This window comes from Alteriqipengyuania abyssalis (genome assembly GCF_019857185.1).
GTDB lineage: Bacteria > Pseudomonadota > Alphaproteobacteria > Sphingomonadales > Sphingomonadaceae > Alteriqipengyuania > Alteriqipengyuania abyssalis.
The window spans coordinates 61,054-79,977 of record NZ_JAHWXP010000005.1 but is presented as its reverse complement, the minus strand read 5'-3'; the positions used below and the strand labels follow the sequence as shown (position 1 = coordinate 79,977).

The following is an 18,924-nucleotide window of genomic DNA, read 5'->3' as shown; positions in this document are numbered from 1 at the left end:
TTACGCTTCCTCGACTTCGCGCACGACGATGCGCAGGCGGCTGAAGGGCTTCAGGATGCGGGTCGACTTGCCGCGACCGCGCGTGTGAAACCGCTTCATCGTGATCGACTTGCCCACGCTCGCTTCGGCGACGACCAGTGCGTCGACGTCGAGATCGTGGTTGTTTTCGGCATTGGCGATCGCGGAGGCGAGCACCTTGCTCGCGTCCTTGGCCATCGCCTTCTTCGAAAAGGCGAGGATGTTCAACGCCTCTTCAGCCTTCTTGCCGCGGATCAGCTCGGCAACGAGGTTCAGCTTCTGGGCCGACCCACGGATCGTGGTGCCAACTGCCAGCGCCTCGTTATCGGCGACGCGACGGGGAGCTTTCTGCTTGCTCATCAGCGCTTGCCCTTCTTGTCTGCGGCGTGACCCGGGAAGGTGCGCGTGGGCGCAAATTCACCGAGCTTGTGGCCGACCATCTCTTCCGAGACGGACACGGGAATGAACTTGTGGCCGTTGTAGACGTTGAACGTCAGCCCAACGAACTGCGGCAGGATGGTGGAGCGGCGCGACCAGGTCTTGATCGGCGCGGTGCTGGCCTTTTCCTGTGCGTCCTCGGCCTTCTTCAAAAGGCTGAGTTCCACAAACGGACCTTTCCAAACGGAACGTGCCATTGCTGCGATTACCTCTTCTTCTTCGCGTGGCGCGAACGGATGATCATCTTGTCCGTCTGCTTGTTCTTGCGGGTGCGGGCGCCCTTGGTCGGCTTGCCCCACGGGGTCACCGGATGGCGGCCACCGCTGGTCTTGCCTTCACCACCACCATGGGGGTGATCGACCGGGTTCTTGGCGACACCGCGGGTAAGCGGACGACGGCCCTTCCAGCGGGTGCGACCGGCCTTGCCGAAGTTCTGGTTCTGGTTGTCGGGGTTCGAGACCGCGCCAACCGTACCCATGCAATCGGCGCGCAGGTAACGCTGCTCGCCCGAGTTGAGACGCACGATGACCATGCCACGGTCGCGACCGACCAGCTGGACGTAGGCGCCTGCCGAACGGGCGATCTGCCCGCCCTTGCCCGGCTTCATCTCCACGTTGTGGATGATGGTGCCGACCGGCATGTTGCCCAGCGGCATCGCGTTGCCCGGCTTGGTGTCGACCCGCTCGCCCGCGATCACCTTGTCGCCAACAGCGAGGCGCTGCGGCGCGATGATGTAGGCCAGCTCTTCGTCGGCATACTTGATCAGAGCAATGAAGGCGGTGCGGTTGGGATCATATTCGATCCGCTCCACGGTGCCTTCCACGTCCCACTTGCGGCGCTTGAAGTCGATGTAACGATACTTCTGCTTGTGACCGCCCGCGATCCCGCGGCTGGTGACGTGGCCCTTGTTGTTGCGACCGCCCGTCTTGCGCTTGCCTTCGGTAAGCGCCTTGACCGGCTTGCCCTTGTAGAGGCCGGACTTGTCGACCAGGATCAGGCCGCGACGGGCCGGACTGGTCGGCTTGTAATTCTTGAGTGCCATGGTTCCGTCCTAGCTCCTCAGATGCCGCTCGTGACGTCGATGGAATCGCCGTCCTTGAGCGTCACGATCGCCTTCTTCATGTCGTTGCGACGGTAGGGCTTGCCCCGCCAGCGCTTGACCTTGCCCTTGGTGACGATGGTGTTCACACCGGTCACCTTGACGTCGAACAGCGCTTCCACCGCATCGCGGATCTGCGGCTTCGTGGCGTCGTTCGCCACCTTGAAGACCACTGCGTTGTTCTCGCTCGCGAGCGTCGCCTTTTCGGTGATGTGCGGCGCGAGGATCACGTCGTAGTGCCGCGCGTCGATTTCCTGCTTCTTAGCCATTGAAGCGCGCCTCCAGCTTTTCGACCGCATCCTTGGTGAGGACCAGCGTATCGTGCTTCAGGATGTCGTAGACGTTGGCGCCGATCGCCGGGATCACGTTGACGCCGGGCAGGTTGCCCGCAGCCATCTTGAAACCGTCGTTCACGCTTTCGCCGTCGATCACCAGCACCTTGCCGTTGAAACCGGCCTTTTCGAAGTGACCCTTGAGAGCCTTGGTCTTGGCGTCCTTCAGCTCGAGGCTGTCGACGATGACCAGGCCATCCTTGGCCTTGCTCGACAGCGCCATGCGCAGGCCGAGCGAACGGATCTTCTTGTTCAGCGACGGGTTGAAGTCGCGCAGGCGAGCGCCGTGCGCCTTACCACCGCCGATGAAGATTGGAGCGCCGCGATCGCCGTGGCGAGCGCCGCCCGAACCCTTCTGGCGACCGAACTTCTTGCCGGTGCGGGCCACGTCCGAACGCTCACGCGTCGGGCGGGCGGTCGCGCGGCGCTTTTCCAGCTGCCACGTCACCACGCGGTGAAGGATGTCGGCGCGAGGCTCAACACCGAACACGGCATCGTTGAGCTCGATCTCGCCGGCCTTACCGCCGTCGATTTTCTGTACCGCGATCTTCACGATCAGGACTCCTTGCCTTCGTCGGTGCCTTCGGCGTCAGCCCCGGCATCCTGCTGCTGCATCAGCTTTTCCTGCTGCTCGGGCGTCACTTCGGTGTGCACCTCGTGCTCCGCCCCGCTCTCGACCAGGCCGGCATCGGCATCGTCGCTCGAGAATTCGTCGGCGTTGCGGCGCATCGCACCGGGGAACGGCGCGTCGGCCGGCATCGGCAGCTTCACCGCGTCGGCGACCAGCATCCAGCTGTTCTTCGCGCCGGGCACGGAGCCCTTGACGAACAGCAGGCCACGCTCGGCGTCCGTGCGGACGATCTCGAGGTTCTGCTGCGTGCGCTGACGGTCGCCCATGTGGCCGGCCATCTTCTTGTTCTTGAACACGCGGCCCGGATCCTGGCGGTTACCGGTCGAACCGTGCGAACGGTGCGACAGCGAAACGCCGTGCGTCGCGCGCAGACCGCCGAAGCCCCAGCGCTTCATCGCGCCGGCAAAGCCCTTGCCCTGCGTGTAGCCCTGCACGTCAACCTTCTGGCCGGCGATGAAGTGATCGGCGGTGATCGTCGCACCGACGGGAAGGAGCGCGTCCTCACCCTCGACGCGGAATTCCGCGACCTTCATCTTCAGACCAACTTCCGCCTTCGCGAAAGCTTCGCGCTGCGGCTTGTTGACGTTCTTCTGCTTCGCTTCACCCGAACCGACCTGGACGGACCAGTAGCCATCACGGTCGGCGGTGCGGTTGGCGGTGACCTGGCACCCTTCCAGAGCGAGCACGGTCACGGGAACGTGCCGGCCGTCTTCCTGAAACAGGCGGGTCATCCCGACCTTCTTGGCGATTACGCCAGTGCGCATCGTTAAACTCCTAAACCAGAGGCACGAAGGGACCATTCCCGCCGTGCGTGACGGGCCGTTATCAACGACCCCAGCCCGAAGTTTTGATGCATCGCCCGTCCGGGCTGATTGCGCCCATGCAAGAAGGCATGAAGCGCGAGACGGGAGACGCAGCCCGGAGCATGCTCCGGCGGTATCTCAAGTGAGGAACGCCCGAAGGCCTTCCGAACGCGACCCTCGCAAGAGCGAGAACCCGTGCCGCACAAGGCGGACTTGAAAAATCGTCCGGTCGTTTAAAGTCCGACCGGAAGGACCAGCACCCGGCCTGGCCGGGCAGCCAAAATCAAGCCAGCTTGATTTCGACGTTGACGCCCGCGGCGAGGTCCAGCTTCATCAGCGCGTCGACCGTCTGGGCGTTGGGCTGCACGATGTCGAGCAGCCGCTTGTAGGTGCGCACCTCGAACTGCTCGCGCGACTTCTTGTCGATGTGCGGGCCGCGGTTCACGGTGAACTTCTCGATGCGCGTCGGCAGGGGAATAGGTCCACGGATGAGCGCGCCGGTGCGGCGTGCAGTATCCGCGATCTCGCCCGTTGCCTGGTCGAGCACGCGGTGGTCGAAGGCCTTGAGGCGAATACGGATATTCTGTGCGTCCATGTCCTAGTCTACCGATGCGAAAGAGCCACGAAGAGCCACCCCGTCTGGGCCACCCTTCAAAAATAAAGAACCGCCCCACCAAACCGAAGTTTTCGGTGAGGGGCGGCCCTCGTGAAATCTGACCGGCGGGGAATCGAATCCCCCGCCGGTGAAAGCGCCTATATTAGACGGTGATCTTGCTGACAACCCCCGAACCGACGGTGCGGCCACCTTCGCGGATTGCGAAGCGAAGACCTTCATCCATCGCGATCGGCGCGATCAGCTTGACCGAGATGGTCACGTTGTCACCCGGCATCACCATTTCCGTGCCTTCGGGAAGGATCACTTCGCCGGTCACGTCGGTGGTGCGGAAGTAGAACTGCGGGCGGTAGTTGGCGAAGAACGGCGTGTGACGGCCACCTTCGTCCTTCGACAGCACGTAGACTTCGGCGCTGAATTCGGTGTGCGGCGTAACCGTACCCGGCTTCGCGAGAACCTGGCCACGCTCCACGTCTTCACGGCCGATGCCGCGAATCAGGGCACCGATGTTGTCGCCGGCCTGACCCGAGTCGAGCAGCTTGCGGAACATTTCGACGCCGGTGACGGTGGTCTTCTGCGTGTCCTTGATGCCGACGATTTCGACTTCGTCGCCAACGTTCACGATGCCGGTTTCGACGCGGCCGGTCACAACCGTACCACGACCCGAGATCGAGAACACGTCTTCGATCGGCATCAGGAAGGCCTGGTCGACCGGACGTTCCGGCTGCGGGATGTGCTCGTCAACGGCCTTCATCAGCTCGATGATCGAATCCTTGCCGATGTTGTCGTCGCGACCTTCGAGAGCGGCCAGCGCCGAACCCTTGACGATCGGAATGTTATCGCCGTCGAAGTCGTAGGCGCTCAGCAGTTCGCGAACTTCCAGTTCGACGAGCTCCAGGATTTCCTCGTCGTCGACCTGGTCGACCTTGTTCAGGTATACGACCAGCGCGGGCACGCCGACCTGACGCGAGAGCAGGATGTGCTCACGGGTCTGCGGCATGGGGCCGTCGGCAGCGTTCACCACCAGGATCGCGCCGTCCATCTGCGCCGCGCCGGTGATCATATTCTTCACATAGTCGGCGTGGCCGGGGCAGTCGACGTGCGCGTAGTGGCGCGCTTCGGTTTCGTACTCGACGTGCGCGGTCGAGATCGTGATCCCGCGCTCGCGCTCTTCCGGCGCCTTGTCGATGTTTGCGAAATCAACGGCGGCACCGCCATAGGTTTCAGCCATCACCTTGGTGATCGCCGCGGTCAGCGTGGTCTTGCCGTGGTCGACGTGACCGATGGTGCCGATGTTGCAGTGCGGCTTGTTCCGCTCGAACTTTTCCTTCGCCATTTCTCTCAATACCTCTGTCTTAAATGGGAATTTGTGCGGGAAAGAAGGCGGCGCCCGCTCAAAATCAGGCGCCGCCCCTAAACCGATCGCTCGCCTTAGGCAAGCTTCTCCTTGACCTCTGCCGCAACGTTTGCGGGCACTTCGTCATAGTGCGAGAACTGCATCGAGTACTGCGCACGTCCCTGAGTGAACGAACGCAGCTCGTTGACGTACCCGAACATGTTGGCCAGCGGCACGAATGCCTCGACCGCCTGCGCGTTGCCGCGCGTGTCGGTGCCCTGGATCTGGCCACGACGGCTGTTGAGGTCACCGATGACGTCACCCAGATAGTCTTCCGGGGTCACGACTTCCACCTTCATGACCGGTTCCAGCAGCTTGATGCCTGCCTTCTGGGCCACTTCGCGCATCGCACCGCGACCGGCGATTTCGAACGCGATCGCGCTCGAGTCGACGTCGTGGTACTTACCGTCGATCAGACGGATCGAGAAGTCGATGATCGGGAAGCCGACCAGGTGACCGCTCTCGGCCTGCTCGCGGAAGCCCTTTTCGATCGCCGGGATGTATTCGCGCGGAATGTTACCGCCCTTGATCTCGTCGACGAATTCGATGCCTGCGCCGCGCTCACCCGGGGTGACGACGACCTTGACCTCACCGAACTGACCCGAACCACCCGACTGCTTCTTGTGGGTGTAGGTCACTTCGACTTCGCGGCCGAGGTATTCGCGGTAGGCCACCTGCGGTGCACCGACGTTGGCTTCGACCTTGAACTCGCGCTTCATGCGATCGACCAGGATGTCGAGGTGAAGCTCGCCCATGCCCTTGATGATCGTCTGGCCCGATTCGTGGTCGGTGCTGACGCGGAAGCTGGGATCTTCGGCAGCCAGGCGGTTGAGCGCAACGCCCATCTTTTCCTGGTCGGCCTTGGTCTTGGGCTCCACCGACAGCTCGATCACGGGCTCGGGGAATTCCATCCGCTCGAGAATGATCGGCTTGGCCGGATCGCACAGCGTATCGCCGGTGGTCGTGTCCTTCATCCCCGCCAGAGCGACGATGTCGCCCGCGAATGCTTCTTCGATGTCCTCACGGTTGTTGGAGTGCATCAGCAGCATGCGGCCGATCTTTTCCTTCTTCTCCTTCACCGAGTTCAGGACCGAACCCTTGCTGAGCTTACCCGAATAGATGCGGGTGAAGGTGAGCGAGCCGACGAACGGGTCGTTCATGATCTTGAAGGCGAGCGCGGCGAACGGCTCGTCGTCCGACGACGGGCGGGTTTCTTCCACGTCGCTGTCGGGCAGCACGCCCTTGATCGCGGGCACGTCGAGCGGGCTCGGCATGTAGTCGACCACCGCGTCAAGCAGGGGCTGGACGCCCTTGTTCTTGAACGCGGAGCCGCACAGCACGGGCACGAAGGCGCGGGCCATGGTGCCCTTGCGGATCAGCTTCTTGAGCGTCGCGACGTCGGGCTCGTTACCTTCGAGGTACGCTTCCATGACGTCGTCGTCCTGTTCGACGGCGGTCTCGATCAGCTTCTCGCGGTATTCGGCAGCCTTGTCGGCCATGTCCTCGGGGATCGCGACGTGCTTGTAGCTCGCGCCCAGGCCTTCCGATTCCCAGATGATCGCACGGTTGCCGACCAGGTCGACCACGCCCTGCAGATTGCTCTCTGCGCCGATCGGCAGATAGAGCACCAGCGGGGTCGCGCCGAGGCGCTCGATGATGCTGTTCACGCAGTAGTAGAAGTCTGCGCCGGTGCGGTCGAGCTTGTTGATGAAGCACATGCGCGGAACGCCGTACTTGTCGGCCTGCCGCCACACGGTTTCGGACTGGGGTTCGACGCCCGCGACGCCGTCAAAGACCGCGACCGCACCGTCGAGCACGCGCAGCGAACGTTCGACTTCGATGGTGAAGTCGACGTGGCCGGGGGTGTCGATGATGTTGATCCGGTGCTTTTCCTGGTTCGCACGCAGGGCTTCGGGATCGGACATCGGGTCCATCGTGGGATCTTCGGCGGTCCAGAACGTGGTCGTCGCGGCCGAGGTGATGGTGATCCCGCGTTCCTGCTCCTGCTCCATCCAGTCCATCGTCGCGGCACCATCGTGCACTTCGCCGATCTTGTAGGACTTGCCGGTGTAGTAGAGGATACGCTCGGTCGTGGTGGTCTTGCCGGCATCGATGTGCGCCATGATGCCGATATTGCGATAGCGCTCCAGCGGATAGTCGCGGGCCATTGTCAATTCCTCGGAAGAGTCAGAGTGAGGGGGGAGCCGGATAAGCCACCCCCATATGGGGTCTTTTGTGACCGGTTGAAGACGCGCCCGCCGTATGCGCGGCGCGCCCTGCCCCGGATCCTACCAGCGGTAGTGGCTGAACGCGCGGTTCGCATCCGCCATGCGGTGCGTGTCTTCGCGCTTCTTGACCGCGTTGCCGCGATTGTTCGCCGCATCCATCAGCTCGCCCGAAAGACGCGCCGCCATGGTCGTTTCCGGACGACCGCGCGCGGCGGAAATCAGCCAGCGGATCGCCAGCGCCTGCGCACGCTCGGGGCGCACTTCCACAGGCACCTGGTAGGTCGCACCACCGACGCGGCGGCTGCGCACTTCGACCTGCGGCTTGATGTTGTCGAGCGCGGCGTGGAACAGTTCGACCGGGTTGGCCTTCGCCTTGGTCTCGACCGTGTCGAGCGCACCGTAGACGATCTTTTCCGCGACGGCCTTCTTACCATCGAGCATCAGGTTGTTCATGAACTTCGAGAGCACCAGATCCTTGAACTTGGGATCGGGCAGGATTTCGCGCTTCTCTGGGCGACGACGACGACTCATTTCAGTGTCTCCAAAATCTCAGATACGTCGGCCCGGACCTGATCCGGGCCAGTGCCTTTTCTTCCTGCGAATCGCCTTCATGCGATGGGGCGCAAAGGAAGAAGCACCACCCCGGATCGCGTCCGGGGTGACGGGGAATGGCTTACTTGGGCCGCTTGGCGCCGTACTTCGAACGGCTCTGCTTGCGATCCTTGACGCCCTGCGTGTCGAGCACGCCGCGCAGCACGTGGTAGCGCACGCCGGGAAGGTCGCGCACACGGCCGCCGCGGATCAGCACGACGCTGTGTTCCTGCAGGTTGTGGCCTTCGCCCGGGATGTAGCTGATGACTTCGCGCTGGTTGGTCAGGCGAACCTTGGCCACTTTGCGCAGAGCCGAGTTCGGCTTCTTCGGGGTCGTCGTATAGACGCGGGTGCAGACGCCGCGCTTCTGCGGGTTCTGCTCCATCGCAGGGACCTTGCTCTTGGTCTTCTGCGGAGTGCGGCCCTTGCGGACCAGCTGGTTGATGGTGGGCATAAAATTCTCTCTTCTGCCTGTTTGCTCGAAAGGGCCTTCCCAACCCCGCTCATCCTGAGCTTGTCGAAGGATCGCACTTCTCTTCCTGCAAAGAAGAAGGACGGTGCTTCGACAGGCTCAGCACAGGCGAAACTGTGTCGGCCAGGGATGGCTTCGCGCTTGCGATTGAATGAAGTGTGTCGGGGCCGTGCCGCTTTCGATCGTCACCCCGGGCCCAAGTGAATGGGAAGCCGGGGTCCATCGAGCAAAGGACGCGCACGCCGCATGGCGCGCCCACCTTGTCGCACGAGCCTAAAACGCTCCACCCGAACGCGCCCGCAAGGGACCACCCGGATTACTTTGACGGCTGCCCTGCCCAACCCGCTAGCGGGAAAAACGAAAAGGCCATCGCGCATGCGACAGCCCCGGGACATAACCGGCAATGTTCAGCTCTATAAGCCTTGGCGAGAGCTAGGCCCTGCCTCGGTTGAGGGCGCGCTTAGTAGGATTTGGGGTGGGGGTCAAGGGAGGACTGCAGCCCCAAAACCTCACTCATAATTCTCATCTTCCCCATAGAAATCAAAATCATCGAGGAAGTCGGCGAAGAACCCACGGGCCAATTCTGGATCAAAATCCGTTTCACGCAGGCCCCAGCCATCGAATGCCTCTACCTGAAAGTATCTTCTGTCGGTTACATAAAATTGCACGTCGTTCGCTGCCAGGTCGGCGTAAAGCGCCCCCGGATCTTTGGGAGATCCGATTTTTGTGAATGCAGGCGACCCATCCCAACCCTTTCGCTCAGCCTCGTAAATTGGAAGCCACGCAGCACTTGTGAGTGACAGCGGTCGATAGCGCGCCCGAATTACCTGCATGTTCAAGGAAAAACAGCCTTCGGCCCTTCCATGCAATAGAACCAAATCCACCAACTCATTCGAAATCCCTACTGCTGCTGAACAGACCTTCTTCCCGAGACTAACCCGAAGAAAGATCGCAGCATAGAGAAACCACAACAAGCTCCCGACGTCGTTTCGCCGTGCCGTCGTTGTGACCCCCCATGCGAGCAAACGTCTGACGTCTGAATTGACCGGTTGGCGCTGCCAGATTCCAAGCAAAAGAGGGAACACCCACCTAGCCTGATGAGGTTGCGCGTAGAGCAATCTTTGCAAATGCTCTCGAACTAAATCCTGCTCTTCATTCTTCGCCAAAGCCTTCGCAAAACGCTTGAGCGCGTAACCAACCACGTTAACAGAAGGCCGAGAGTTAATTTCTTTATATAGTATCTCAAAGAAATGCTCTACAAAGGCTCGCTCACTCTGCTTTCTGAGAATATCGAATTCTCTCTGAAAATAGGAGGGAGAGAACTCTATTCCCTGACTCACCTCAGTCTTGAAATCATTCAATTGCAACTCGTAGCGGGTCAGAACTCGAACAAATTGAGCTTCAGCATTTTCCGCCTCGCCCATATCCATCACACCAAATTGGTAATCATCGATATTATGAAACATCTGATTTGATGAAACACCGGTTTTATTAGCACATATTTCAGAATCAATCCTCGCAAGAATCATTTCCGAAATTATGCGTGACGTGTCTGGCCCGATTGGGATACCTATCGTCTGACGCTGATTGCAATTTCTACAAAATCTATCGAGCTGCGCGCTCCAGTGAGTATTTAGTGTATTATTTGCAAACTGCCTTTTCGCTTCCTTTTTTCCCAAAACTGCCCATGGGATTGCGTGAGTGTATATCGATCCATAAAACCGGTTAATATCAAGCGAGAGAATCACCGGGTAGGAGCTTGCCAAATGTCTTTGAGCAGTGCGTTTCGAGGCCAGACTTACGGTCTCTATAGCGCGCCCCTCTGCGGCGAGTTTTGGAAATTTCGGGCGCGCGCCCGAGGATGAGCTAAGCCTGTTAGTTGCAACAATATCTTTCCAGTTCTGCGAGATATGCCGACTGAGGAGAAGATAGTTTATCGGGTTAATGACACCGAACCGCCTGAGATGACCGCGAAATGTGGCGCCATCAAAAAATGTTGTCGCTCCGGAGTAGCCATTCCTTGGAGTAAGGCTATTCCGGACAACCGAAAATCTCTCAGTACGGAACGGTGGCGGCAATTCAACGGCGTAGAAGCCGCGGTCCAACAAGCGCCGAAGGCGGCTGTCTACTGTCATAATCCCACCACCCCGATTTGACGTTAGATATTCAACGCTCCCTATCACTGAATAGTATTCAGACGTGCAATTCGCGCAACCCCTATTAACTCTCTGCTGTCCTACTCCCCCGTATTCTGCAATCTACCTGCGGCTATGCCCGCACATGAGACTTTTGATCGGTCCGCCGAGGACCGTCGCCCGTACACGCCCTGCCCGGCTCCACGCGATCTAGACCCCGCTCCGGGGCAGGCCGATTGCCACCGGCGGAGGGAAAGGTCCGCCGAGGACCGTCGCCCGAACACGCCCTCCCCGAAATCTCCTTCGGAGTCTTTATGCGACCGTGAGGGGCAGGCCCCTCCCCAACCCCCTCCCCCGAAGGAGAGGGGGCTTGCAGCCGCAGGATTGCCCGGCAGGCCACCTCTGCCGTGGCCTATACCAGCGCCAAGCCCGACGCGGACGATCCGCTGCTCGCCTTTGCGCCGTATATCCACCCGCACCCGCGCTCCAACTCGATCACGCCCGAGCGGCAGCGGCGGTTTATCGCGACGCTCGCGGCGACGGGGATCGTCACGCAGGCGGCGCGCGAGTCATCTTTCTGCCTACCACTCCGCTACATGAGGCGGCGCGGCAAGAGCATGGAGGCGCTGTACAGACTGCGCGCGAAACCGGGGGCGGAGGGTTTTGCCGCGGCGTGGGGTGCGGCGCTGGAGGGGGGGGTGCAGCGGCTGGAGGATTGTGCGCGTTTCTTGTGTGGCCTGCCGCTTCGCTACTTGAGGCCAATCGCGCGCGCACAAGATCGCTCGCAAGCGCTCAGACTTTTCGCTCCATGACACTGTGTCAAGTGTGTCAGGCACCCGCCCTCAAGCAGCAAAGCGGTAGGGCAACTCAGACGTACAGCCGGACAACGCGCTGCTGCGCTTCCTCCTCCAGCGTCGCCTGCCCCAGCGCTACGGCATCCACAATCCCGGCCACACCATGCGATCGGGGCATCCGGTGTACGAGAGCATCCGCAGGCAAGTGCTGGAGGAACAGCGCCGCAAGCGCGCGGCGAACGAGCCGGCCGTATTCGCCTCGATCGACCGGAAGCTTGCGCTGATCCGCGAGCTGGGCGAGGCCAGGAAAGGAGACGAAAGCTAGCGCGATCGCGCCCGTGCACCCGTTCGGTGCGTTCGGGCCGGCCTCAGCTCTGCGCCCAGCGGCGCACGAGGTTGTGGTAGAGCTGGGTGAGCTTGAGCACCTGTGCGTCGGTCGCGCCGCGATCCGCACTCAATGCCTGGACGCTGGTGTCGAGGTCGAACAGCATCTCGCGCGCCGCGTTGTCCGCCACCAGCGATTGCAGCCACAGGAAGCAGCTCACCCGCTCGCCCCGCGTCACCTCGGCCACGCGGTGCAGCGTGGTGGAGGGGTAGAGCAGCAGCGAACCGGCGGGGTACTTGTGGCTCTGCGTGCCACTGTTGTCCTCCACGATCAGCTCGCCGCCGTCATACTCCTCCGGCGGGGTGAGGAACAGGGTCGCGGACAGGTCCGTGCGGATGCGCGCGCCGGTGGCCGCGTGGTAGCGTACGGCATTGTCGACATGCAGGCCGAAGGTCTCGCCCGGGCCGTAGCGGTTGAACAGCGGGGGGAAGATGGTGTGCGGCAGGGCGGCGGAAAGGAAGGTGGCGCTCTCCATCAGCGCGCTGCTGACCACCTGCTGGGCGGCGCGGGCGGCCTCCCCATCCTCGGGCAATTGCCGGTTGCGCTTGGCCTGGGCCGCGCCCGCCCCGCTGGTCGCGTTGCCATCGACCCACGGCGCGGCGAGGAGGCGGGCACGCAGGTCCGCCGCCTCCTCGCTCGTGAGCACATCGGGGATGTGCAGCATCATCATCGCAGCCTCGCTTGCGCCTGTCAGAAGTTGGCGGTCAGCGTGACGAAGGCCGACCGGCCCGGCGCGATATAGCTGAACGGCGAGCCGGAGCGATAGATCGCATCGTAATAGCGCTTGTCCGTCAGGTTGAGCACGTTGACCCGCGCCTCCAGATTGTCGCTGATGCGATAGCGCGCGACCGCGTCGAACCGGGCGTATCCCGGCACCATCGCCGTGCCTGCGAGTTGGCTGCCGCCGTACATCTCGTCCTGGTAGTACACCTGGCCGCCGATCTCGAACCGGCTGGTGACCATCACGGTGGCGAGCAGCTGCGCGGTGTGCTGCGGGATGTTGGCGAAGCGGCGGCCGACATTGTCCGGGTTGGCCGATTCGGTGATCGTCGCATCGGTGTAGGTATAGCCGCCGAACAGCTGGAGCGTGTCGGCGATTGAGCCGGCGAAGGTCAGCTCCACGCCCTGCGAGCGCAGCGTGCCCACATTGGTATAGGGCTGCCCGCGCCCGCCGCTTTCGCGCGCGTTCTCCTTCTCGATCCGGAACGCCGCCGCGGTCAGCAGCAGGTTGCCGCCGAACAGTTCGGCTTTGGCACCCGCTTCCCACGAGGTGTTCTGTTCGGGCTGGAAGTCGATCGTGTCGGTGCTGATCCCGTCATAGCTCGCCCCCGCCCCGTCGAGCTGCTCGCCGCTGGGGTTCGAACTGGTCGCGTAGGAGACGTAGAGGGTCGAGGAGGCGGAGGGCTTGTACACCGCCGAAGCCTGCCAGTTGAAGAAATCCGCGCTGTAGCTGAGCGATTGCGCAGGCTGCGGGCCGAAGAACCCGTCCGACGGGGGGCTGTAATAATCGACATCAAAGGTATCGAGCCGCCCGCCCAGGACCACGCGGAACGCGTCGGTAAACTTGATCGTGTCGACCAGATAGGCCCCGAAATTGCGCGCCTTGGTCACCGTCGGCCCGGTCTGCGTGTCCGGCCCGATCGGGATGTCGTAGCCCAGCACGGGGTCCGGATCGAACAGGTCGTAGACGAACCCGCCCGGCACCGCGATGACGTTACCCTGCGCATCCTCGACCGCAGACGGGACGTCGAGCCGGTAGGCGTCGATCCGCTCGTCGCTGAAATCGCCGCCGAGAACGATTTCGTGCGTGATCCCGCCGGTGCGCGCGGTCGCAGTCGCGTAAGTGCTGTTCGCCCAGTAGGAATTGTTGCGCCAGCTGCTCTTCATCGCCGGGCTGACGGTAAATTCGCTCTCTGGCACCGGCACACCGCCGCTGCGCGGGCAGTCCCCGTTTGCATCGCGTTGCACGGTGCACAGCTTGGGCTCGCTCACCGCATAGCGGTTCCAGGTCTCGCCATAGCGGGTGATCGAGTGGAACGAGAGGTCCGCAATCGGGCTCCACTCGATCTCGACAGTGCCGATATCCGCGCCATTGGAGATGAAGTCGCGGCCCACCACGCCGTAGAAATTGTCGCGATCGACCAGATAGGGCTGCTGCGTGGTCAAATCGAACGGGTGGCCGTAATCGGGCACCCCGTCGAGCCGGTAGAGATAGTAGTCGGCATTGATGCTGAGCGTATCGGTGATCGCGAGCGTGCCCGCGATCGCCCCGCCGTAGCGGCGCGCACCGACATAGTCGCGGCCCGGCGTATCGGCATCGTGATACAGGCCGTTGACCCGGATCGCAGCCGCATCGCTCAGTTCGTAGTTCGCATCGATCGTGCCGCGATAATAATTCTCGGTCCCCACGCCGCCCTCGGCGACGACGAAGTCGTTGCCGAACTGCGCGCGCTTGGACTGCAGACTGACCAGCCCGCCGGTGGTCCCGCGCCCGCCGAACACCGCGCTGGGGCCTTTGATCACCTCGATCTGCTCGACCGCGAAGATCTCGCGGCTGGTCACGCCGGGATCGCGCAGGCCATCGATATAGACGTCGTTGCGTGCTTCGAACCCGCGGATGAAGATACGGTCGCCGAAAGCATTGCCACCCTCGCCCGTACCCAGCGTCACGCCCGGCGTGCTGCGGACGATCTCGCGGAAGCTGGTCGCGCCGATATCCTCGATCACTTCCTTGGTGATGACCGTCTGCGACTTGGGCGTGTCGAGCACCGAATCGGTGAACTTACCGTCGCTCGATTCCGCCTTGTAGGGCGCTTCGGGCTCCGCATTGACGTTCACGTCGGGGCGCTGGCCGGTGACAACGATATCGGGATTGCGCTGTTCGTCGGCGTGTGCCGGAACCGCGATGAACGCCGCGCCGAACGCGCCGGCGAGCAGCGCAGTGCCCTGTCCGCTGACAGAGGGGCGACCGGCGGAGCGGCGGGTGGACGGGCGTGAGCCACGGAAAATATTGGAATCGGACAAAAGAACCTCCCTGGAGCTGGGAGGCGCTATTGCGAGTGCGTAGCATTAGTGCAAGTCTAATTCGGTCCGGCCCGGTCTTTTCTCCCCTGTTGCATCGCTCGTGCCACAATACCGCATGCAAACGGGCTAGCGGCGGGCGCACTCCCACGCGAACTGCCACGCAGGGCCATCGGCCCGCGTGGTTTGGGGTTTGCGGCTGCCAGCCTCCTGCTGGCGGCGTTCTAGAGGAACCGACGCAGCGGGACTTTAGGGCCGGACGGAGGCTGCGGCCCCTCGTCGTCCATCTCCGGCTCGCGCTGCGGGGCAGGCGCGCCCGGGTCGGCCGGGGTCGGCCGGGTCATCACGCGCGCGCTCGGCCCCTCGCCTTCGACCAGTTGCATAAGCTTGGCAGGCGGCAACGGGCGCTCGAAGCGGATACCCGCAATCTCTCCATCGATCCGCACCAGCGTCGCGTTGTGCAGCGCCTGCCCGCCCAATTCGATGGTGCACAAGGTGCCCGGCGCAATGCCCTGAAGCCCCTTCGCTGCGAGGCCCGTCAACGAAATATCGGTCAGTTCGCCCCAATGGCCGCGGCAGGCGGCCCACACCCGCACCGGCACCCGCACCGGGATGCGCGTGGCGCGCTGACGGGGCACCGCAAGCGGCTGCGGTGGGCCGGAAATATTGGCGAGACCCAGCCGGTTGCCTTTGACCCAGGCGACCCGTGCCTCGATCTGCGCGATCCCGTCCCACCAGTAGACGACCGAGTCGCCCTGCTGCACGCAGACCAGCGCCTCCAGCATCGCGCCGCCATCGCTGACATTGCGCAGGATCGCGGGATGTGCCTCTCCTCTCACCATCAGGCAGGCGAGCTTGAAGGTGGCGATCTGCCGCTCGTTCTTGCGGCGATCAGCCCCCTCGGCGACCTCTCCATGGTCTGCGCCAGCCGCCTGGCCGCGCTGATAGTCGGCTATGTTCGTCAAGTTCGACATTCCTGAAACCCATGGTGTCTCGGTTGGCACGACAGGCAGGCACGAAGGCCCCCCGGCTGCGGTGCTAGCGGACCATGGTTAGGATCGGGTAACCGGCCGAATGGGTATTTGTGTGGCGGGCTATGCCGCCACGAATTCGCTGCGAGAGCGGACCGGTGAGAGACAAAGAGGCTGCCCTGCAGAACGCCGAAAAGGGGCCGGACGCACTGCAGGGCAGCCAAACTCCGCCCCGCTCGAGATCGCAGCAGGTGGAGCGACGATGGCAGACGCCCCGGAGCCACGGGGTGATGGTGGCTCGCCGGGTTGGCCTTGGGGAAGGGTTCGGGAACGCCTGCCATGGTTCGTCTTATGCATCGTTCAAGAATTGCGGGGCAGTGTTTCACGGCGAACGTCACGTTACATGGCGGATAAAAAAGGATTTTCGTAACCAATAATGTGATATGCAGATAGCAGGCGAGCCAAATACTAACGCGAATTTTAACTGTTACAGCGTGTCGGCTGGCCGGAAAGGCAGGCTGCGATGTGACCGCAGAGCCCGTTCGAGCATTTGATTTCGCGGATGAACTTTCCGCCGAAGTCGCGCGGGTCCTTGCCGACCCGGCATTCGTCAAGGCCCCCGTGCAATCGCGACTGCTCAGCTATCTTTGCGAACAGACCCTGGCTGGGGAAGGTCCGCTGAGCCAATATGCCATCGCGGTCGACGGGCTGGGCCGCGAAGAGAGCTACGACCTGACCAGCGACAGCTACCCCCGGGTTCAGATATCGCGCCTGCGCCGCAACCTGACCGACTACTATACCCGTATCGCGCCGGGCCACGGGCTTGCGGTCCATCTGGACAAGGGGGACTACCGGCTCCACCTTGCCCCGCCCGAGAAGGCCTATCCGGAAAGACTGGGCAACAGCCATGCCGAGCCGCAGGACGATGCCGACGCCCCCGGCACCGTGCCCGCCGATGCTGCACGCCCGGCACGTCGATCGCATGATCTGCTGCTGCGCGCGGGCGGCGCACTCGCCGCGCTAGTGATCCTCGCCTTCGGCCTGTTCAACCTCTTCTCCGGGAGCTGGGGCGGCACAGGCTCCGCGGCCGCAGCACCGCCGCGGATCGCGGTCGAGGTGGACATCGCCCCGCCCGCGCTTGGCAAGCTGGGCGACCCGCAACTGACCGAGCATGTCCGCTTCGACATGGAAAGCCAGGTCGCCGGATCGTTTATCGCCACCCTTGCACAAGACCGGGCTGCAGCCGATTACCGGCTCACGCTGCACAGCGCACCCGCGCTCGATGCGCAGGATCGCCTGCGGCTCGAACTGTTCGATCGCGAGGGTGCGCGCGTCTATGTTTCCACTCTTGCCCTGCCCGCCAACAGCGAGACGCTCGACGCAGTGCTCGGCGGGGAGCTGGCCCAGTTGCTGACCCCGGACGGACTGGTAGCGCAGCTCGAACTTAAGGCGCATGGCAAGGCGAAAAGCGACTATCTGTGCTTTTTGCGCTCGGAGACCGTCGCCCGGCCGAGCGCCACAACGGCGCAGCGATTGCCCGCGCTGCTCGACCGCTGCCTCGCGCGCTATCCGCGCAGCGATTACGTCCCCTTCTGGCTCGCGCGCAAAGCCTTCGTCCTATACCAAGCGGATCTGCGGCAGGGTCTGCCGATCCGCCGCGAGGGCGAGGCGTGGGATCTGACCACTCGGGCGCTGGAGGCCGATCCCTTCAACAGCTACGCCAATGCGCTTGCCGCGCGGATTGTGCTCGCCGATGGGGAGTGCGCCGCTGCCGAAAGCTATTTTCTCAACATGATCGAGCGTGGTGGCTATTATCCGGTGCTCGCAGGGATGATCGCGACCGAGGCGGCGCCCTGCGGCCACGAGTTCGCGCAGGCCGCCGGCGACTGGCGCGCCCGGATCGGCGCGATGTCGCAGGGCAACCGGACGCTCGATCCGCTCAGCCAGCTCTACGTCATGCTCGCGGTTCTGGCGCTAAAGGATCGCGCCGCGGCCGAACGGCTCGCCAGCGCCCGGCCGATCGAGGAATCCTCTGCCGATGTGGAAGGCATGCTCGACGAACTGACTCGCGCGGTCGAGAGCCGCGCCTATGCGCGCTCCAAAGCTACCGAGATCGAGGCGGATCTGGCCCGCTTCGTGTGGAACCCGCAGGCGCGCGCCGCGATCGTGCGCAGCTTACGCTGATCAGATAGACGCCTTGAGGTACTCGACCAGCGCGCGGACCTTCTTCTGCCGCCATTGCGGCGGCGGCGCGACCAGCCAGTAGGACCGGCGGCCTTCGACCGGCCCGTCCTCCACGCGTACCCGCCCCGCATCGATCGCCTCGCTCGCGAGAGCGAAGGGCAGCCGGGCAGAGCCCATCCCCGCGATCACGCTGGCGAGCGCCTGGCCCGCACTGCCGACCGCGATGCACGGCTCCGCGTCGGTATCGCGGCCATCGCCGGGCCAGCCGACGCTGCGCCCCTTGGCATGCGGGCTGTCTACCGGGCCCACGGTGACCCACAGCGGCTTGGAAATCTGCTCGCCGGGAAACTCCTCCGGCCCCTCGGCCAGCCAGATCGCAAGGTCGAGATTGGCTTCGGAGAAATCCGCCCGCTCGCGCTCGCGCAGCTGGAAGCGCACGCCAGGCCGCTCGGCCTGGAACGCGGCGAGGCGCGGGGCGAGCCAGCTTTCGAGGATTCCGCGCGGCGCACCGATGGCGTAGCGGTCGACCGCCTGCCCCGCCTGCATCGCGGAGACGCTTTCCTCGAACCGGAGGAAACCTTCGCGCAGATTGTCGAGCCCGGCCTCGCCCTCCTCGGTCAGCTCCAGCCCCTTGCTGGTGCGGCGGAACAGGACGGTGCCGAGGTGATCCTCCAGCGCGCGGATCTGCTGGCCGACCGCGGCGGGCGTCACCGCCAGCTCGTCCGCCGCCTTGGTGAAGGAGAGGTGCCGCGCGGCGGCATCGTATACGCGCAGGGCGTTGAGGGGCAGGAGCGTGCGCTTCATATCGCGCGC

19 protein-coding genes are annotated in these 18,924 nt (G+C 63.3%); 3 read left to right on the top strand and 16 right to left on the bottom strand.

Annotation, left to right across the window (positions count from 1 at the left end):
• From rplV to KYN89_RS15010, 12 genes are all read right to left on the bottom strand, one after another.
• Positions 1-378 (bottom strand): 50S ribosomal protein L22, encoded by a 378-nt coding sequence (gene rplV / locus KYN89_RS15065; protein ID WP_010234680.1) that lies wholly within the window; start codon positions 376-378, stop codon positions 1-3.
• Positions 378-653 carry a 30S ribosomal protein S19 gene (gene rpsS, locus KYN89_RS15060; protein WP_010234676.1) on the bottom strand — a complete coding sequence of 92 codons (276 nt, stop codon included), beginning with the start codon at positions 651-653 and terminating at the stop codon, positions 378-380. Before rpsS ends, rplV begins: the two co-directional genes overlap by 1 nt.
• Positions 654-661: 8 nt before the next feature.
• The gene (rplB, locus tag KYN89_RS15055; protein WP_010234673.1) at positions 662-1,498 is read right to left on the bottom strand and encodes a 50S ribosomal protein L2; all 837 of its coding nucleotides are present in this window, start codon (positions 1,496-1,498) and stop codon (positions 662-664) included.
• Positions 1,499-1,515: 17 nt separating this feature from the next.
• The gene (locus tag KYN89_RS15050) at positions 1,516-1,824 is read right to left on the bottom strand and encodes a 50S ribosomal protein L23 (protein WP_197635652.1); all 309 of its coding nucleotides are present in this window, start codon (positions 1,822-1,824) and stop codon (positions 1,516-1,518) included.
• Positions 1,817-2,440, bottom strand: a complete 624-nt coding sequence (gene rplD, locus KYN89_RS15045; RefSeq protein WP_197635651.1) for a 50S ribosomal protein L4 — start codon at positions 2,438-2,440, stop codon at positions 1,817-1,819. Before rplD ends, KYN89_RS15050 begins: the two co-directional genes overlap by 8 nt.
• Before the next feature lie 2 nt (positions 2,441-2,442).
• Positions 2,443-3,282, bottom strand: a complete 840-nt coding sequence (gene rplC / locus KYN89_RS15040) for a 50S ribosomal protein L3 (RefSeq protein ID WP_222825847.1) — start codon at positions 3,280-3,282, stop codon at positions 2,443-2,445.
• Positions 3,283-3,604: 322 nt separating this feature from the next.
• The gene (gene rpsJ / locus KYN89_RS15035; protein ID WP_010234663.1) at positions 3,605-3,916 is read right to left on the bottom strand and encodes a 30S ribosomal protein S10; all 312 of its coding nucleotides are present in this window, start codon (positions 3,914-3,916) and stop codon (positions 3,605-3,607) included.
• A gap of 163 nt (positions 3,917-4,079) precedes the next feature.
• Positions 4,080-5,270, bottom strand: coding sequence for an elongation factor Tu (tuf, locus tag KYN89_RS15030; protein ID WP_222825846.1), 1,191 nt, complete (start codon positions 5,268-5,270; stop codon positions 4,080-4,082).
• A gap of 95 nt (positions 5,271-5,365) precedes the next feature.
• The gene (gene fusA / locus KYN89_RS15025) at positions 5,366-7,498 is read right to left on the bottom strand and encodes an elongation factor G (RefSeq protein ID WP_054526095.1); all 2,133 of its coding nucleotides are present in this window, start codon (positions 7,496-7,498) and stop codon (positions 5,366-5,368) included.
• 120 nt (positions 7,499-7,618) lie between these two features.
• Complete coding sequence (gene rpsG / locus KYN89_RS15020; protein ID WP_222825845.1) at positions 7,619-8,089, bottom strand: 30S ribosomal protein S7; 471 nt, start codon at positions 8,087-8,089, stop codon at positions 7,619-7,621.
• Positions 8,090-8,231: 142 nt separating this feature from the next.
• The gene (rpsL, locus tag KYN89_RS15015; protein ID WP_010234651.1) at positions 8,232-8,603 is read right to left on the bottom strand and encodes a 30S ribosomal protein S12; all 372 of its coding nucleotides are present in this window, start codon (positions 8,601-8,603) and stop codon (positions 8,232-8,234) included.
• A 527-nt stretch (positions 8,604-9,130) separates the two neighbouring features.
• Complete coding sequence (locus KYN89_RS15010) at positions 9,131-10,756, bottom strand: RNA-directed DNA polymerase (protein ID WP_222825844.1); 1,626 nt, start codon at positions 10,754-10,756, stop codon at positions 9,131-9,133.
• Between the two features lie 407 nt (positions 10,757-11,163).
• On the opposite strand from KYN89_RS15010, the gene KYN89_RS15005 reads away from it, so the two are divergent.
• Both KYN89_RS15005 and KYN89_RS15000 read left to right on the top strand, forming a co-directional pair.
• Positions 11,164-11,568, top strand: a complete 405-nt coding sequence (locus KYN89_RS15005) for a hypothetical protein (RefSeq protein WP_248285337.1) — start codon at positions 11,164-11,166, stop codon at positions 11,566-11,568.
• Between the two features lie 145 nt (positions 11,569-11,713).
• Positions 11,714-11,875 carry a hypothetical protein gene (locus KYN89_RS15000; protein WP_222825843.1) on the top strand — a complete coding sequence of 54 codons (162 nt, stop codon included), beginning with the start codon at positions 11,714-11,716 and terminating at the stop codon, positions 11,873-11,875.
• Between the two features lie 43 nt (positions 11,876-11,918).
• On the opposite strand, the gene KYN89_RS14995 is transcribed toward KYN89_RS15000, so the two are convergent.
• The 3 genes from KYN89_RS14995 to KYN89_RS14985 form a co-directional block, all read right to left on the bottom strand.
• Positions 11,919-12,602 carry a Fe2+-dependent dioxygenase gene (locus KYN89_RS14995; protein ID WP_222825864.1) on the bottom strand — a complete coding sequence of 228 codons (684 nt, stop codon included), beginning with the start codon at positions 12,600-12,602 and terminating at the stop codon, positions 11,919-11,921.
• Between the two features lie 23 nt (positions 12,603-12,625).
• Positions 12,626-14,959 (bottom strand): TonB-dependent receptor, encoded by a 2,334-nt coding sequence (locus KYN89_RS14990; RefSeq protein WP_222825842.1) that lies wholly within the window; start codon positions 14,957-14,959, stop codon positions 12,626-12,628.
• 221 nt (positions 14,960-15,180) lie between these two features.
• The gene (locus KYN89_RS14985) at positions 15,181-15,930 is read right to left on the bottom strand and encodes a PilZ domain-containing protein (protein WP_222825841.1); all 750 of its coding nucleotides are present in this window, start codon (positions 15,928-15,930) and stop codon (positions 15,181-15,183) included.
• A 522-nt stretch (positions 15,931-16,452) separates the two neighbouring features.
• Here KYN89_RS14985 and KYN89_RS14980 point away from each other — a divergent pair.
• Complete coding sequence (locus KYN89_RS14980) at positions 16,453-18,111, top strand: hypothetical protein (RefSeq protein ID WP_222825840.1); 1,659 nt, start codon at positions 16,453-16,455, stop codon at positions 18,109-18,111.
• On the opposite strand, the gene KYN89_RS14975 is transcribed toward KYN89_RS14980, so the two are convergent.
• A complete protein-coding gene (locus KYN89_RS14975; RefSeq protein WP_222825839.1) occupies positions 18,112-18,915 on the bottom strand; it encodes a LysR family transcriptional regulator in 804 nt (267 codons plus the stop codon).
• Between the last annotated feature and the right edge of the window lie 9 nt (positions 18,916-18,924).